The sequence below is a fragment of the Streptomyces sp. NK08204 genome (assembly GCF_020400585.1).
In the GTDB taxonomy this organism is placed as follows: domain Bacteria; phylum Actinomycetota; class Actinomycetes; order Streptomycetales; family Streptomycetaceae; genus Streptomyces.
Genome location: NZ_JAINVF010000002.1, coordinates 236,374 through 251,502 on the forward strand (window position 1 = coordinate 236,374; position 15,129 = coordinate 251,502).

At 70.3% G+C, this 15,129-nt stretch carries 11 protein-coding genes and 1 riboswitch; of the genes, 6 read left to right on the forward strand and 5 right to left on the reverse strand.

Features of this window, described 5'->3' with window-relative positions:
* The first annotated feature begins 195 nt into the window (after positions 1–195).
* From K7G59_RS34935 to K7G59_RS04190, 4 genes are all read left to right on the forward strand, one after another.
* Entirely contained in the window at positions 196–6,837 is a 6,642-nt protein-coding gene (locus K7G59_RS34935) for an RHS repeat-associated core domain-containing protein (protein ID WP_308294990.1), read from the forward strand.
* 1 nt (position 6,838) lies between these two features.
* Positions 6,839–7,549: a hypothetical protein gene (locus K7G59_RS04180; RefSeq protein WP_225830439.1), complete on the forward strand. Its 711-nt coding sequence runs from the start codon at positions 6,839–6,841 to the stop codon at positions 7,547–7,549.
* Positions 7,550–7,613: 64 nt separating this feature from the next.
* Positions 7,614–7,757: riboswitch (cobalamin riboswitch) on the forward strand.
* Between the two features lie 36 nt (positions 7,758–7,793).
* Positions 7,794–8,015, forward strand: a complete 222-nt coding sequence (locus K7G59_RS04185; protein ID WP_225830440.1) for a CbtB-domain containing protein — start codon at positions 7,794–7,796, stop codon at positions 8,013–8,015.
* Between the two features lie 20 nt (positions 8,016–8,035).
* Complete coding sequence (locus K7G59_RS04190; protein WP_225830441.1) at positions 8,036–8,788, forward strand: CbtA family protein; 753 nt, start codon at positions 8,036–8,038, stop codon at positions 8,786–8,788.
* A 127-nt stretch (positions 8,789–8,915) separates the two neighbouring features.
* On the opposite strand, the gene K7G59_RS04195 is transcribed toward K7G59_RS04190, so the two are convergent.
* The 3 genes from K7G59_RS04195 to K7G59_RS04205 form a co-directional block, all read right to left on the reverse strand.
* Complete coding sequence (locus tag K7G59_RS04195) at positions 8,916–9,497, reverse strand: histidine phosphatase family protein (RefSeq protein ID WP_225830442.1); 582 nt, start codon at positions 9,495–9,497, stop codon at positions 8,916–8,918.
* A gap of 118 nt (positions 9,498–9,615) precedes the next feature.
* Positions 9,616–10,419 carry a helix-turn-helix domain-containing protein gene (locus tag K7G59_RS04200; protein WP_225830443.1) on the reverse strand — a complete coding sequence of 268 codons (804 nt, stop codon included), beginning with the start codon at positions 10,417–10,419 and terminating at the stop codon, positions 9,616–9,618.
* Positions 10,420–10,651: 232 nt separating this feature from the next.
* Positions 10,652–11,356: an SDR family oxidoreductase gene (locus K7G59_RS04205; RefSeq protein ID WP_308294991.1), complete on the reverse strand. Its 705-nt coding sequence runs from the start codon at positions 11,354–11,356 to the stop codon at positions 10,652–10,654.
* Positions 11,357–11,502: 146 nt separating this feature from the next.
* On the opposite strand from K7G59_RS04205, the gene K7G59_RS04210 reads away from it, so the two are divergent.
* Complete coding sequence (locus tag K7G59_RS04210; RefSeq protein WP_225830444.1) at positions 11,503–11,979, forward strand: MarR family winged helix-turn-helix transcriptional regulator; 477 nt, start codon at positions 11,503–11,505, stop codon at positions 11,977–11,979.
* Positions 11,980–11,989: 10 nt separating this feature from the next.
* Here K7G59_RS04210 and tsaA read toward each other — a convergent pair whose 3' ends face one another.
* Positions 11,990–12,463, reverse strand: a complete 474-nt coding sequence (gene tsaA, locus K7G59_RS04215) for a tRNA (N6-threonylcarbamoyladenosine(37)-N6)-methyltransferase TrmO (RefSeq protein ID WP_225830445.1) — start codon at positions 12,461–12,463, stop codon at positions 11,990–11,992.
* 130 nt (positions 12,464–12,593) lie between these two features.
* On the opposite strand from tsaA, the gene K7G59_RS04220 reads away from it, so the two are divergent.
* Entirely contained in the window at positions 12,594–13,571 is a 978-nt protein-coding gene (locus K7G59_RS04220) for an FAD-dependent oxidoreductase (protein ID WP_225830446.1), read from the forward strand.
* A gap of 237 nt (positions 13,572–13,808) precedes the next feature.
* On the opposite strand, the gene K7G59_RS04225 is transcribed toward K7G59_RS04220, so the two are convergent.
* The gene (locus K7G59_RS04225; protein ID WP_225830447.1) at positions 13,809–14,846 is read right to left on the reverse strand and encodes a 3-oxoacyl-[acyl-carrier-protein] synthase III C-terminal domain-containing protein; all 1,038 of its coding nucleotides are present in this window, start codon (positions 14,844–14,846) and stop codon (positions 13,809–13,811) included.
* Positions 14,847–15,129 lie beyond the last annotated feature (283 nt).

Genomic DNA, 15,129 nt, shown 5'->3' on the forward strand with positions numbered 1-15,129 from the left:
GCCCTAGCGTGACCCCTGCGGGGGGCCTGGTCGATCTGTGCTCCCCTTCTTGACGTGCACTCAACAACAGCGGGTTCCTCCGGTGGTCTGGGTGCTTCTCTTGCGGAGGGGGTCGCACACATGGTGCGAAGAACGGGGCGGAGACGCCGTTGGGGGGCTGGGCACTCCCGATACCTGCGTCACCGTACGGCGCTCGTGACGGCCGGAACCCTGCTGCTGACGGGGCTGCTTCCCGTCCAGCTGGCCACCGCGGCGTCCGCGAAGCACCATGTGCCGGCTCCGCAGGTTCCGCACGACAAGCACATCCCGTTCACCCGCGCCACGCCTCACAAGGGCCACGCGCACAAGGCGTTCAAGCACTACGACCCCACCGCGCACGTGAAGCTGCCCCGGCCGGGCAGTGCCGAGGTCGTCCTGCCTGTCGCCCCCGCCTCCGCGCGGCTGACCGCCAAGGCGATCCAGGTACGTGCCGGAAGTACTCCGGTGCTGCTCGCTGCCGGCGCTGCCGCCCAGCCCCAGGCGGGGGCGGTCACCGGATCGCAGCGCGTGCGGGTGACCGTGCTGGACCAGAAGGCCGCGCGCGCCGCCGGTGTCCACGGTGTCCTGTTCACGCTGCGGCGCACCAGCCCGGGAGGCGGGAAGGTCGCCGTGCAGGTGGACGACTCGTCGTTCCGCTACGCCTTCGGCGGTGACTTCGCCTCCCGCCTGCACTTGGTCCAGCTGCCGCAATGCGCCCTGCACACGCCTCAGCTGGCGAAGTGTCAGAAGCGGTCACCAGTGCGCGCCACGCCCAGTGCGCCGCTGTCCGCCCAGGTCTCCGTGCCGGGGATGCCGACGGGCGTGGCTTCCGCTCGCTCGGCGAAGACTGGTCCCATGCTTGTCATGGCCGCAACATCGGGTACCTCGGGCTCAGCCGGCGACTACTCCGCGACGAGCCTCTCCCCGGGCGGCTCCTGGTCGGCCTCCGGGAACACCGGGGCGTTCACGTACACGTACCCGATCACGGTCCCCGCTGCGATCGGCGGCTCGGCGCCGAAGGTGGACCTGTCGTACGACTCCTCCAGCCAGGACGCGCGCACGGAGGGGACGAACAACCAGTCGTCATGGCTGGGTGACGGCTGGTCCTCGACGGAGAGCTACATCGAGCGCACGTACAAGGCGTGCAAGGACGACTCGTCCTCGGGCGCGCCCGCCAACGACGGGGACCAGTGCTGGGCGGGGCAGATCCTGACCCTGTCGCTGAACGGCAAGTCCACGCGGATCGTCTACGACGACACCACCAAGACCTTCCACCCGGCCCAGGACGACTCCACCACGAAGATCGAGGACCTGACCGGGGCCACGAACGGCACCGACAACAAGGAGTACTTCAAGGTCACCCAGGGCGGTGTGCAGTACTTCTTCGGCTACAACCGGCTGCCGGGCTGGGTCAGCGGCAAGGACGAGACGAAGTCGGTGTGGACCGTGCCGGTCTACCACGCCCACGGCGGGGTCGCGGCGTGCCCGGACAGCACGGACTTCGCCGCCACCTCGTGCACGCTGGGGTACCGGTTCAACCTGGACTACGCGGTGGACCTGCACGGCAACGCCACCGCCTGGTACTACACCCCGGAGACGGGCTACTACGGCGCGGACATGAAGGACACCGCGGTCTCCTACATCCGCGGCGGCACCCTCTCCCGTATCGACTACGGCATGACCTCGTCGAGCATCTACTCCGGGACCGCCCCCGAGCAGATCGTCTTCGACACTGCCGAGCGCTGCATCCCGGGCACCCCGACGGGCAACACCTGCGCGGACAGCCAGTTCACGGCCGCCAACGCGGCGTACTGGCCGGACGTGCCGATCGACCTGAACTGCACCTCGGGATCGAGCTGCACCAACCATGCGCCGAGTTTCTGGTCCCGCAAGCGCCTGACCGCCATCACCACGCAGATCCAGACCGGCGGGGTCACCAAGCAGGTCGACAAGTACAGCTTCACCCAGTCCTTCCCCGACGGCGGCGACCACGCCCCCACGCTGTGGCTGGACTCGGTGCAGCGCACCGGCCTGGACACCCTGGGCGGCGCCTCCGGCAGCTCCTCGACGCCGGCGGTGAGCTTCGACCCGCCGCTGCAGCTGCCGAACCGGGTCGGCACGATCCCGCAGATGCCGCTGATGTACCACGACCGGATCCAGACGGTCACCAGCGAGACCGGCGCGGAGGTGACGGTCACCTACGACCGGCCCGACTGCTCCAGTGCCCCGGCCAGCGATCCCAACGACCCGACGGACGCGGCGGCCAAGACCTTCGCCTCCACCAACACCCTGTCCTGCTTCCCGGTGTACTGGACGCCCTACGGCCAGCCGTCGCCGTGGATGGACTGGTTCTACAAGTACAAGGTCACCTCGGTCGTCACCACGGACCCGCACAACTCCTACCAGGACGGCACCCAGCCCAAGCTGGAGACCGACTACAGCTACAAGGGCACCCCGGGCTGGCACTACGACGACAACGAGGTCGTCAAGGCGAAGAACCGCACCTGGGGCCAGTTCCGGGGCTATCCGGAGGTCGATGTCACCACCGGTGACCCCAGCGTCTTCCACTACACCGACGGCACCAAGGTCTACGACCAGAAGACGCTGACGAAGACGTACTACTTCCTGGGCATGAACGGTGACACCCTGCCCGACGGCAAGACCCGCTCGGTGCCCAACCTCACCAGCCAGGACGGCACCACATCGGTCGCGGACGACAACGCACTGGCCGGCCAGACCTTCGAGACCGACACCTACACCGGTGCCGGCGGCAGCCTGAACAAGGCGGCCGTCACCGTCCCCACGATCATCGGCCCCACGGCCACCCGCGGCCGCAGCGGCCTGCCGGACCTGACGGCGCAGATGGTCCGCTCCGCCAAGACGCTCACCCGTCAGGCCGTGTCGTACGGCTGGCGCAAGACGGAGACCGACACCTTCTACGAGACGACGCTGGGCAAGCCGACGACCGGTATGCCCGTGCAGGTCGACGACCGTGGTGAGAGTGCCGACAGCAACAACGTCGCCAAGTGCACGTACACCCGCTACCTGTCGAACCCCGACCTGTCGCTGACCCTGTCCGCCGAGACCATCACCACGGCCCAGGACTGCTCCAGCGCCGGAGCGACCCCCAGCGGGACGCTGCTCTCGGACAGCCGCACCTCCTACGACGGCCACGCCTTCGGATACGACGGCGACGGCCGGCAGAACCCCGCCCTGCCCACGAAGGGCGACGCCACCCTGGTGCAGGCCGCGTCGGCGGCGAGCGGCGCGAGCGCGACCTCGTTCATCGACCAGGCCGCCACCAGCTACGACTCCTACGGCCGTGTCACGAAGGCCACCCGCACCCCGGGCTCCACCTCCCCGGACGGCAAGAGCCTGTCCCAGAGCGTCTTCACCTCCTACAGCCCGGTCAGCGGCGAACTGCCCACGAGCACCACGACCGTCACCCAGGTCACCCCGGGCACGGACTGCTCCACGGTCACCGTGTCCTCCAAGGACTGCCGGCTCGCCACCTCGGCCCAGGACCCGGCCCGGGCCCTGCCCACCGCCAAGACCGACGCGGCCGGCCTGCTCACCTCGCTCACCTATGACGCCCTCGGCCGCCTGACCGCGGTCTGGCTGCCCAACGAGATCAAGGCCAACAGCGCACCGGCGAACACGACCTACACCTACAGCCTGTCCCAGACCGCGCCCTCGGTCGTGACCACCAACACCCTGCTGGACAACGGCAGTCGCAAGACCAGCGAGACGCTGTACGACGCGATGCTGCGCACCCTGCAGACGCAGACCACCGCCGAGAACGGCACGGCCACCGTCTCGGACACGCAGTACGACTCACACGGCTGGACGGTCGCCACCAACAACGCCCACAACGTCTCGGGCAGCCCCGGCAGCAAGCTGGTCTCGGTCTCCCAGGTGTCCATCCCGGACACCACCGTCACCGACCACGACGGACTGGGACGCGCCGACCTGCTCACCGAGGAGCACAACGGCGTCAGGACCTGGGCCACGACCACCGCCTACGCCGGGGACCGGACCACCGTCCTGCCGGCCAAGGGCGGGGTGCCCACCACCACGGTCACCGACGCCCGCGGCCAGACCACGGAACTCGACCAGTACACCGCGCCGCCCACCCTGAGCGGGTCCGCCGCGTCCGGCTTCACCGCCTCCGGCGGCACCACCTCGGCCACCACCTACGGCTACAACGCCGCCGGACAGCGCAGCCGGGTGACCGGTCCCGACAAGACCGAGTGGACTTTCGGCTACGACCTGCTCGGCCGCAAGACCTCACAGACCGACCCCGACGCGGGCGGCAGCAGCTACGGCTACGACGACGCCGGCAACATGGTCTCCACCACGGACGCCAAGAAGGTCGAGCTCGACTACACCTACGACCTGCTCGGCCGCAAGCTCACCGCCACGGACAAGGCCAAGGCCAACTTCCAGTTCGCGTCCTGGACCTACGACACCCTGCGGATCGGCCTGCCGACCTCCTCCACCCGTTACGTCCAGGGCGTCACCGGCGGCTACACGGTCGCCACCACCGGCTACACCACCCTCGGCAAGCCCACCGGCACGAAGATCACCCTGCCCACGTCGGAGGCACCGCTGCCGTCGACGTACACCACGACCTACACGTACTCGGTGAACACCCAGACGCTGGCCACGCAGAGCGACCCGCGCACCCAGGGCCTGCTGAACGAGACCATCACCTACGGCCACGACGCGCTGGGCAACCCGACCACCACGAGCAGCAGCATCAACACCTACGTGGGGGCCACCGTCCTCACCAACTACGGTGAGCCGTCGCAGGTCACCATGGGGGCGTCGACCAACCCGGCCTGGGTCACCTACAGCTATGACGACCAGACGCGCCGGCTGACCGACCGCGTGATCAGCCGCACGCAGGCGCCCGGCCCGACGGTCGACGAGACCAAGTACACCTACGACGCATCCGGCAACCCCACGTCCACCACCGACCAGCAGTCGGAGACCGGTAACACGGTCACCGACCAGCAGTGCTACGGCTACGACACGCTGGACCGGCTCACCGGCGCCTGGACGGCCAACGACAACTGCGCCGCCAACCCGCCGACCTCGGCCACGCTGACCAGCACGGCCGGCTCGTACTGGCAGTCGTTCAGCTACGACGCCATCGGCAACCGCAAGCAGAGCGTCGACCACGCCATCGGCGGCTCGGGCACGACCTCCACCACCACCTACACCGACGGCTGCGCCGCCAACTGCAACTCCACCGGCGCGCAGCCGCACACCCTGACCGCCACCACGGGCGGCACCAACCCGACGGCGTTCGGCTACGACGAGGACGGCAACCTGCACACCCGGACCCCCACCAGCGGCCCGGGCCAGACCCTGACCTGGGACGACGAGGGCCATCTGGCGCAGGTGGACGTCGCCGGCTCCAGCCCGTCGACCACCAAGTACCTGTACGACGCCGACGGCAACCAGCTCATCCGCCGTGACCCCGGCCAGAGCACGCTCTTCGCCGGCGACACCGAGATCGTCGTCAACACCAGCGTCAGCCCCAACGTGCTGCTGGGTGCCGTGCGCACCTACGTCCACGGCGGTGGCGCCGGTGTGCCCATGGCGGTCCGCTCAAGCCTGGCCGGTGGCGGGCTGAAGTACCTCTTCGGTGACCCGCACGGCACGGCGACCCTGTCCATGGACGCCACCACCCAGCAGGTGGCCCGGCAGCAGTACACCCCCTACGGTCAGCCACGGGCCAGTGCGAACACCACCGCCTGGCCCGACCCCACCCACTCCTACCTCGGTAAACCCCAGGACACGAGCACCGGTTACACCGACGTCGGCGCCCGCAAGTACGACCCTTCCCTGGGCAGCTTCATCAGCGTCGACCCCGTCTTCGAGGCCGACAAGCCGCAGGAACTGGGCGGCTACACCTACTCCGCCGACAACCCGGTCACGAACAGCGACCCCACCGGCCTGGAGAGCTGCTACCCGGTGTACTGCGGCGGGGACCACGGCACGTACGGCAACCTGCCCCCGATCCCGCCGAGCGGCAGCGGCAGCGGCGATGGCAGCGGCAGCGGTGGCGGCGGTAACGGTGGTGGCGGCCACGGCGGCGGTGGCGGCGGCTGCGACTCCGCCTGCCAAGCGGCCCTGGAAGCGCTGCAGCACCACGTCTGGAAGGACGACTCGAACGAGAAGCTGGTGCACTCGTCGCTCGCGGTCCAGCTCAAGGCGTACGTCATGGCCATCGCGGGCAACACGCACCCCTGCCAGGCGGGCGCGAGCGTCGCGTCCGGCACCATGGCCGCCTGTGACTATCTGGGCGGCAACTCACCCCAGCTGAGCTGGCAGGATCTGCTCAAGCTCTGGGCGGGTGGCAAGGGCGCGAACGTCCCGTTCGACGCCGGCAGCCCGCTCACCCAGCAGCTGGCGACGGACAAGCACAACGTGGGCATCATGCGGAGGCTGAAGGAGAAACTGGAAGCCGACGACTACACCTCCGACATCAATGCGCTCGGCGGTCAGGACGACTACGTCGACGGCAAGAACCTCGGGGAGAAGCTCCTCAACTTCCCGAAGGACATGACCGGTATGGCGACCAACGGCCGCCACGGCACGGAGACTCCCGACGCCTTCACCGGCGGCTACGACGTGGTGTACCAGGTGGTCAACGAAAACCGCAGCAGTCGCAGTTTCACGGTGGCGTTCGCGGCCTTCAACGACACCGGGACCGCGTCCCTGATCCACTTCGGGATGCCGGACGTCAAGCAGGGCTACGGCGGTGCCAGTGTGTACCAGACCTATTACTGGACCGTGGAGGTGCACTGAGATGACGCAGCGCCTCAGCGCAGTGCCGGGCGCCCGGAGCGACCGGGTCTGGCGTCCGGCCCGCTGGGCGCTGCTCCTGGTCCTGCTGCTGTCGTTCGTCACCACGCTGCTGCGCGTCGTACCGGCCTCCGGTTCGACGCGCGCGCTGGTGGCGGACATCAAGGCCGGCCGCACGCACGCGGTGCGCATGGACGCCGAGGGTACGGACGTCACGGTGCGCTGGAGCACCGGCCCGTTCAGCGAACATTCCTACGTCTACCGGCCGGCCGGCTTCGTCGCGGGCACCGACGAGGCCGCCCGCGACTTCACGGCGACCGTGACCCGGGCGGCGGGCGCGTCGGCGCAGCGGATCCGGTTCAGTGACTTCGACGCCGGCTACGGCGCCGGAGGCCTGACCCTGCTGGTGCCCGTCGCCTACGTCCTGCTCACGCCGTGGACGTGGCTCAGGCTCCTGGCGATCCTCACGGGGGCGGTCGTCCTGGCCCGCATGCTCACCGCACGCCGGCACCGCCTGGCCGACGGCCCCGCCTGGGCCCTGGCCGGGCTCGTCACCGGCGCGGGCCTGCTGGCCTACCTGTGGGCCGAGTCCGGGGCCGAGGAACCGGCTGCCGGGACCCCCCGCTGGTGGCGTGCCTGGCCGGCCGCGCTGGCCACCGGAGCGGGCATGGGGGTGCTCGGCGCCGTCGTCCTGCTCGCGGCGGGCCGCCTGTGACCCCCTGCCGCTCGTTCGCGGCAAGGAGAAGAAGATCACGTCCGCGGCTGCGCTCTTGGCCATGCACGCGTCACGCGGTACGGTCTGTCCGATATCGACGACGGTACGACGGAAGCCGGTGGGAATCCGGCACGGTCGCGCCACTGTGTGCGAGGCGGCCCTCGGGCGGCTCGCGAGTCAGACCCGTGACTGTCGTCCTGTGCACCACCGAGAGGGGACGCGAGCTCCCCAAGGAGGTTCTGCCATGGCGCAGACCGTCGCCCAGCCGACCACCACCACCCCCGATGTCCCCGCCACGCTGCCGCTGAAGGCCATCGCCCCCTGGGCGGTCTTCTTCGGCGTCCTGATGCTCGTCCTGCTGTACTTCGTCGGCGCCGAACAGGGCGCCTCCTCCGTGTTCAACGGCACGGAGGTCCACGAGTGGGTGCACGACGCCCGTCACCTGCTCGGATTCCCCTGCCACTGACGCGGAGGGGCACAGCACCCATGAACTCCGCAACAGTGAGGAATCTCCTCGTGCGGGGCATGCTCGCCGGCCTTGCGGCCGGCGGGCTCGCCCTGCTCGTCGCCTACTTCCTCGGTGAGCCGGACATCGACAGGGCGATCGCCTACGAAGACGCCCACTCCCACGGGCACGAGATGGAGGTCGTCTCCCGCTCCCTGCAGTCCACCGCGGGCCTCGCCACCGGAGTCCTGGTCTACGGGGTGGCCTTCGGCGGCATCGCCGCGCTCGCCTTCTGCTTCGCGCTCGGCCGTGTCGGCTCCTTCTCCCCGCGGGCGACCGCGCTGCTGCTGTCCGGCTGCGCGCTGCTCGCGGTGTACGTCGTCCCGTTCCTGAAGTACCCGGCAGGCCCGCCCTCGGTCGGTGACCCCGACACCATCGGCAAGCGGACGAGCCTGTACTTCCTGATGATGCTGCTCAGCGTGCTCCTCGCGATCGCCGCCGTGATCTTCGGCAAACGGCTCGCGCCCTCGCTGGGCACCTGGTACGCCACCGTCGCGGCGGTCACCGCCTACGTCCTCGTGACCGGGCTGGCCTTCGCCTTCCTGCCCGCCGTCAACGAGGTGCCGAAGGACTTCTCCGCCACCCTGCTGTGGCGGTTCCGGCTCTCCGCCCTGGCCGTCCAGACCACCCTGTGGGCGGGCTTCGGCCTGCTCTTCGGCGAGCTGGCCCAGCGGCTGCTGCCGACCGGGCCCGCGGCCTGCGCTGCGGAGCGGCCGGTTCCCGCCGCGCACTGATCGCCCGCGCACTGATGGGCCGCGGTCTCATCGCCCGCGGTCTGATTGCCGGCGGTGCAACCACGGGCAGGCAGGGCCCTTGAGGAAAGCGCCGGCTTTCGAGGGCCCTGCAGCCCGGTTGCGGGCTTCATCGAGCCGGCAGGGTCCCGAGTGCTTGTCCCAGGCGCAGGTTCCACCGGCCGGACCGACCGGTGATCTCGCTCGCCGTGAGCGGCGGTACGTCGATGCGCCAGAACGACGACCCCGGCGCGCCCAGGAGGTTCACCACCACCGCGCGCACCACCTCCGGCTCGACCACGGCCACCGTCCGCCCGTCGGCCCGGCCGCAGGTCTCCAGCCATCGTGCGACGCGTTCGCACAGGTCCCGCACCGACTCCCCGCCGTGCGGCGCGGCGCCCGGGTCGGCCAGCCAGCGGGCCACCGCTTCCGGTTCGGCGGCGCCGACCTCCTCCAGCGTCCGGCCCCGCCACCGGCCCACGTCCAGACCAGCGGGTCCCGGTTCCGCCGAGGCGCCGAGACCGAGCGCCGAGGCCGTCTCCCGGCAGCGGACGGTGGGGGAGACGAGGACGCGTCCGGCGGCGGGCAACCGCCCTGCCGCCGCTGCCGCCTGCGCCGCCGCGCCGTCGTCGAGCGAGTCTCCGTCGTCGAACCGGGCCCGCCGCAGGGACGGGGTGGTCGCCGGAGAGATGAGGGTGACGCGGCTGGTCACGCGGGCGGTGCTCCTGTCTCGCTGTTTCGCTGCGGTACGACTGTGCTCGTACCGTACGGCCGCGGCGACCGGGTACTCCAGGGGCCCCCGGGTTTCGGGACGGGCCGTGGGGTGTCTCTCAGGCGCTGCTCGGCACGGCGGGCGCGCGCCGGCCCGCGGGATGGAACACCGGCAGCAGAGCGCCTTTGACCCCCGGGACGGCCGACAGTATGGGCGGCCGGGTCCAGTCGAAGGGCCGCAGGGACAGGTCCACGGTGACCTGGGCTCCGGCCGTGATCCGCAGCGGGCCGGCCATGTCGACCAGCAGCGGCGGCTCGGTGTGCGCCTCACCCGGCCACGCCGCCGCCGAGTGGGCCACGGCATGCAGGTACCACGTGCCGGGCGGCACGTCGCACATCCGGAACTCGTCCGTGGCGAACGCGGCGGCGACGGGCCGGCCCTGCATGATGGGGCTGCTGAACAGCCCCAGGTACACGGCGGACAGGGGCCGTTGCTGGGTGCGGACGGTGCCGGTGAGCGAGGCGGTCGCGGCGGCCGTGGTCGTCTCCGGCGGTCGGTCCGCCCCGGCGTGGGCCTGCGAACCGTGCATCGTCTCCGCCTCCGCGCAGTCGAGCTGGCGGTACTGGGTGGGGGAGACTCCGACGGACTCGCTGAAACGCCGGGAGAACGTGCCGGTGCTGGCATAGCCCACGCGGACGGATATCTCCGCCACGTTGAGCGTCGTGGTGAGCAGCAGCCGCTGCGCTTCGTACAGCCTTACGGCACTTAAGAAACGCCCCGGGGTCACACCGGTGACACGGCTGAAGAGGCGCAGGAAGTAGAACTTGCTCATCATGGCCGAACGCGCCAGGTCGTCCAGGCTCAGTGGTTCGTGGAAGCGCTCGCGGATGGTCATCACGGATCGCTGAACCAGATATTCCATATATCCCCCCGTATGGAAAAGAGGCGGAGGGAGCTCCCCCTCCCCTCGCCTCATGTGGCGGCAGGGCCCGTCCAGCGATAACCGAGCATGCAGCATTCGGTTCACGCTGTCTTCTTCGTGGTTGCTCAGTCGTGCCATGAATGGGTCAAGGGGCGTATCCGACCGGCGCGCGGCGCGGGTTCTAGGCCCCCGCTCCTGCGGACCTCATGCCCCCGGCCCGTAGGGCCCTGTGTCAGCGGGTCGGAATGACACCGCCGTCCACGCGGAGCACCTGCCCGGTGATGTAGCGGGCTTCCGGGGAGGCGAGGAAGCGGACGGTCTGCGCGATGTCCTCGGAATGTCCGACCCGGCCCACCAGGGTTTCCTCCAGACGGACCTTCCGGAATCCCTCGGTACGGGTGCCGCCGAGGAACTCGGTGTCCTCGATGCAGCCGGGGGCGACCACGTTGCAGGTGATGCCGCGCGGGCCCAGCTGCCGGGCGAGGGCGGTGTTCCAGCTGCTCATGGCCGCCTTGGCCGTGCCGTGCGAGCCCGCGCCACGGTCGGCGGCGAAGGAGTTGATGTCCACGATCGCGGCGCCGCGCACGAGCAGTCCGCCGACGGCCGCCGTGGTGAGCACGGCACCCATCAGGTTGGACTCCATGTCGGCGCGCCGGCTGTCGGCCAGGGCCCGCAGTCCGCGTGGCGGCGTGGCGCCCAGGCCCCGGTTCACGCCCGCGTTGTTCACCAGCACGTGGAGTTCGCCCGGAAACTGCCCGGCAATGGCCTGGAGTTGCTCCACATCGGTGATGTCGCAGGGCAGGGCGGTCACCTGGGATCCCGGCTCCTTGGCCGTCCGCTGCAGGACCTCCGCGCGCCGGCCGGTGATGAACACCCGGTCGCCGCAGGCCGCGAAGGCCGCCGCCGCCTTGCCTATGCCTGTTCCACCGTCGGTCACCAGAACGATCCCGGGTCATCTCCGCACTCCTCATGGGGGTCGCCCTTGGCCCGAGCGCGCTCAGTTGATACACTGATTGTCAATTGTGCTGACGAGTTGGAGTATGTCGGCCACTCGATAGCGACGTCAAGGGATGGTGTGAAGAAATGGCGACGCAGAGTGACGCCGCGGCCGGCGCGGCCTCGAGCCAGGACCCACCCTTCCTGGTGACGCTACCCGACTCCGTGAAGGAGTCCTACCCCTTCCTGTTGCGCAAGGCGTCCCAGCGGATCACCGAGCGCGCCCACGAGGCGCTCGTTCCCTTCGGCCTGACACTGCGCCACTACGGCGTGCTGAACCTCGTCGGCCTGGAGGAGGGACAGATCCAGCGAGTCGTGGGCGCCCGGCTGGGCATCGACCGCACGACGGTCGTGGGGCTCGCGGACGACCTCGAGGACGCGGGCCTGCTGGAGCGCCGCCGCGGCCCTGACCGGCGTTCCTTCGCGCTGTATCTGACCGAGCGGGGAGTGGCCCAGCTGTGGCAGCTGCGGCGCCTGATCGACCTGGTGCAGGAGGAGTTCCTCGCTCCGCTGTCGGAGGACGAACGCGAGGAACTGCGCGGGCTGTTGTTGCGCGTGCTCTAGCCGCGCCAGGTCACCCCTGCTCCCCGGAGGGCGGTGTGTCGGAGCCGTGCGAGTACGGCTTGATGTCGAGCACCGGGGTGCCGTCGACAAGGTCGACGCCTTCGAAGTCCAGTGCCGCGGCGTGCACTTCGCGGATCCGTACGAGGCTCAGGCCGATGCGGTTGTGGCGGTTCGGTGTGCGCGTGGAGTAGACCCCCGTGGTGCGCCCGGTGCCCGCCCAGCCCCGTGGTGTCAGCTTCAGCGGGGCCGCCTCCTGGTCCGTCTGGCTGTGCAACCAGCTGAGCAGCCAGACGTGTTGCCCACTGAACAGCCCCTCCAGCCCCCCGGCGAACCGTTCGAAGACGACGACCCGGCCCCGGCTGCCGTAGGCCATGGTGGCCTGTGGCGGTGCTTCCTGCGGCCGTTGGAAGTCCGTCGTGACATAGCCGATCGGTGACACGGACATGGTCATGTCGGTGTCGGGGTGTACGGGCGCGTTCTTCACCAGGCCTCCTTGCGGTACGTCCGGCCCCTGCCGACCGGCGTAGATGATGCCTCGAAGCTAATTGACAGACGACTGACAATCAAGAACGCTGACCTATTCGGGTGACATCGAGGACGAGAGGTGTAGTTGCGTGACAGAGCGAACCGAAGCGCTGGTCATCGGCGCCGGAGTGGCCGGGCTGACCACCGCGGTGTGCCTGGCGGAACAGGGCCGCGCGGTACGGGTCCTGGCCGAACGGCCGCCTCGCGAGACCACCTCGGCGGTGGCCGGCGCCATCATCGGCGGACCCCTGGTCTCCGACGAGGCGGAGGCGACGGCCAAGTTCTCGCCGGTCGACGTCACCGGCGCCTGGCAGCGGGCCAGCCTGACCGAGTTCACCGCCCTGGCCGACCGGCCCGGCACCGGCGTCCACACCGCCCGCGGGCGACTGGTCAACCAGAACGCCGACGGCGGACGGCAGTTGGCGGAGAGCCTGCCCGGCTTCGAGGTCTGCGACGAGAAGGAGAGCGCCGGCTTCGCAGTTGCGTGCTGGGCCACGATGCCGATCATCGACATGCCGGTCTACCTCGACCACCTGGCCGAGCGCGTCCGGGCGGCCGGCGGCAGTGTCGAGACCGGTACGGTGACGTCGCTGGCCGAGGCCGCCGCCCAGGCACCGCTCGTCGTCAACTGCGCCGGTGTCGGTGCCCGCGCCCTGGCCGAGGACCCCACGGTGGTCCCGGTGCGCGGCCAGCACGTCATCGTGGAGAACCCCGGCGTGGAGGAGTTCTTCTACGAGCAGAACGCCGGCGGGAAGGCCACGAGCTTCTTCCCGCACGGCTCCCGCCTGGTGCTCGGCGGCACCGCCACCCGCGAGGACTGGAGCCTGGAGCCCGATCCGGCCCAGACGCAGGAGATACTCAGCCGCTGCATCGCCGTCGAGCCGCGGATCGAGGGGGCCCGGATCACGGGCGTCGAGGTCGGCCTGCGCGCGTCGCGCAAGCAGCTCCGGCTCGAGGCGGAGACCGTCGGCGGCTCCCGGATCATCCACAACTACGGCCATGGCGGCATCGCCGTCGGCCTGTCCTGGGGCTGTGCACGCGTCGTCCTGGACCTGGCGGCCGGATGAAATTCCCGGGCTGACCGAAGACCGAAACCGGTGCCGGCCCCCTTCCCGGGAGGCCGGCACCGGCCGTTGTGCGCATGGTTGCGCGGGTTTCTCAGGAAACCGGAATTCGGCGCTTCAGGTTCCGTTTCCGGCTCTGTTGCGAATTCCGTCTTTCTCCGGCCGGCCGTGAGGCGCCCAGGCCCCTCGATGCCGGTCCGGGGCAACCGTCAGCACGCTGACGATCCGGCGGCCGCTCCCTCACCCGACCGCCCGCACGGCGATGCACGACCAGCTGAAGCCGCCGCCCAGGCTCAGCAGGAGGGCGATGTCGCCTTCCTCCAGCCGCTTGTCGGCGTACAGGTCGGCGAGGTTGGCCGCCGAGTCCCCGGCACCGAGGTGCCCGGTGCCGCCGCCCAGGGCGAGGATCTCGGTCCGGCCCAGCCCGAGCCGGTCCATCGCGGGCCGGAAGAACTCCTCCAGCGTGGAGCTGCCGAGCCGGGGCAGGGTGAGGAAGCGCAGCCGCGGCTCCTCGGGCGTGAGGCCCGCGTCGGCGATCGCCGCCCGTACGGCCTCCCCCACGGCCTCGGTCATCGTCGCGGCGAACCGCTCCTTGCCGCCGGAGGCCACGAAGGCGCGCTTGGTGCGGCGCACGTCCAGCGGCAGGGTGCGCGGTGCCGGGCTGAATGCGGCCTCGTCCCGGTGCATGATCTCGTACTCGGAGCGGGCGACGGTCGCCACCGAGAGCAGTTCGTAGGGACCCTCGTGGCGGTCGACCAGCAGGGCGGTCCCGGAATCGCCGTAGGCGGTCTCGTAGTCGCCCTGCCAGCGGTCGAAGTCGGGGGCGAGGAAGCGGTCGGCGGTGGTCACCGCGCAGCGCTCGACGCGGGGATCGGCGATCATCCGCGCCACCGCGGTCTCCAGCGCCGCCGCGCCGCCGTTGCACATCTGCTGCACGCCGAGGGCGAGCGCTCTGGAAGCGCCCATGTGGTGGGCGACGTAGCTGGCCGGCGACCAGAAGTCGTGGCCCTGGTGGCAGATCCAGGCGTGGGCGACCAGGTCGACACTCGCACCGTCCCAGCCTGCCGCGTCGAGCGCGTCCCGGGCGGCGCGGACCGCCATCTCGGGCGGGGCGAGGTCGAGGCTCTCCGTGAGCTCGCGGTACCCGAGGCGGGTGGCCGTCTCCCCGTCGACCCGCCCGGCCGCCAGGGCGGCCTCGGCGGTGTCGCGACGGGCCGGCAACCAGAGGCTCGCAGCCGCGATCCGCAGGGGGTCGGCCAGGGGAGGTGACAAGCGCACGGGCCCTCCATGTGCGAAGTATCATCAGTAGTGCAGATAATCAGCTACAGTCTGTTACAGGCGTGGAGTACGAGTCAAGGGAGCGCCGGAGCGGGCCCCGTGCGCCCCTCGGGCACCGGGGTGAGTCTTGAGGAATGCTGGAGAGACCTCCTGCAAAGACCGGAGGTTGGCGTCTTCCCGTCATTCTTCGGGCGACCTGCGGAATCCGTGATCCTCTACTGCATCGCTCCGTCAGCTGCGTACGTGAATCGTCTGCCTCATTGACTTACCTGTAACTAGTCAG

What these genes read in the sequence shown, in the direction of transcription:
- K7G59_RS04200 (WP_225830443.1), bottom strand. Translation starts at nt 10,419, where the DNA reads ATGGAATATCTGGTTCAGCGATCCGTGATGACCATCCGCGAGCGCTTC.
- K7G59_RS04185 (WP_225830440.1), top strand. Translation starts at nt 7,794, where the DNA reads ATGGCGCAGACCGTCGCCCAGCCGACCACCACCACCCCCGATGTCCCC.
- K7G59_RS04210 (WP_225830444.1), top strand. Translation starts at nt 11,503, where the DNA reads ATGGCGACGCAGAGTGACGCCGCGGCCGGCGCGGCCTCGAGCCAGGAC.
- K7G59_RS04190 (WP_225830441.1), top strand. Translation starts at nt 8,036, where the DNA reads ATGAACTCCGCAACAGTGAGGAATCTCCTCGTGCGGGGCATGCTCGCC.
- K7G59_RS04180 (WP_225830439.1), top strand. Translation starts at nt 6,839, where the DNA reads ATGACGCAGCGCCTCAGCGCAGTGCCGGGCGCCCGGAGCGACCGGGTC.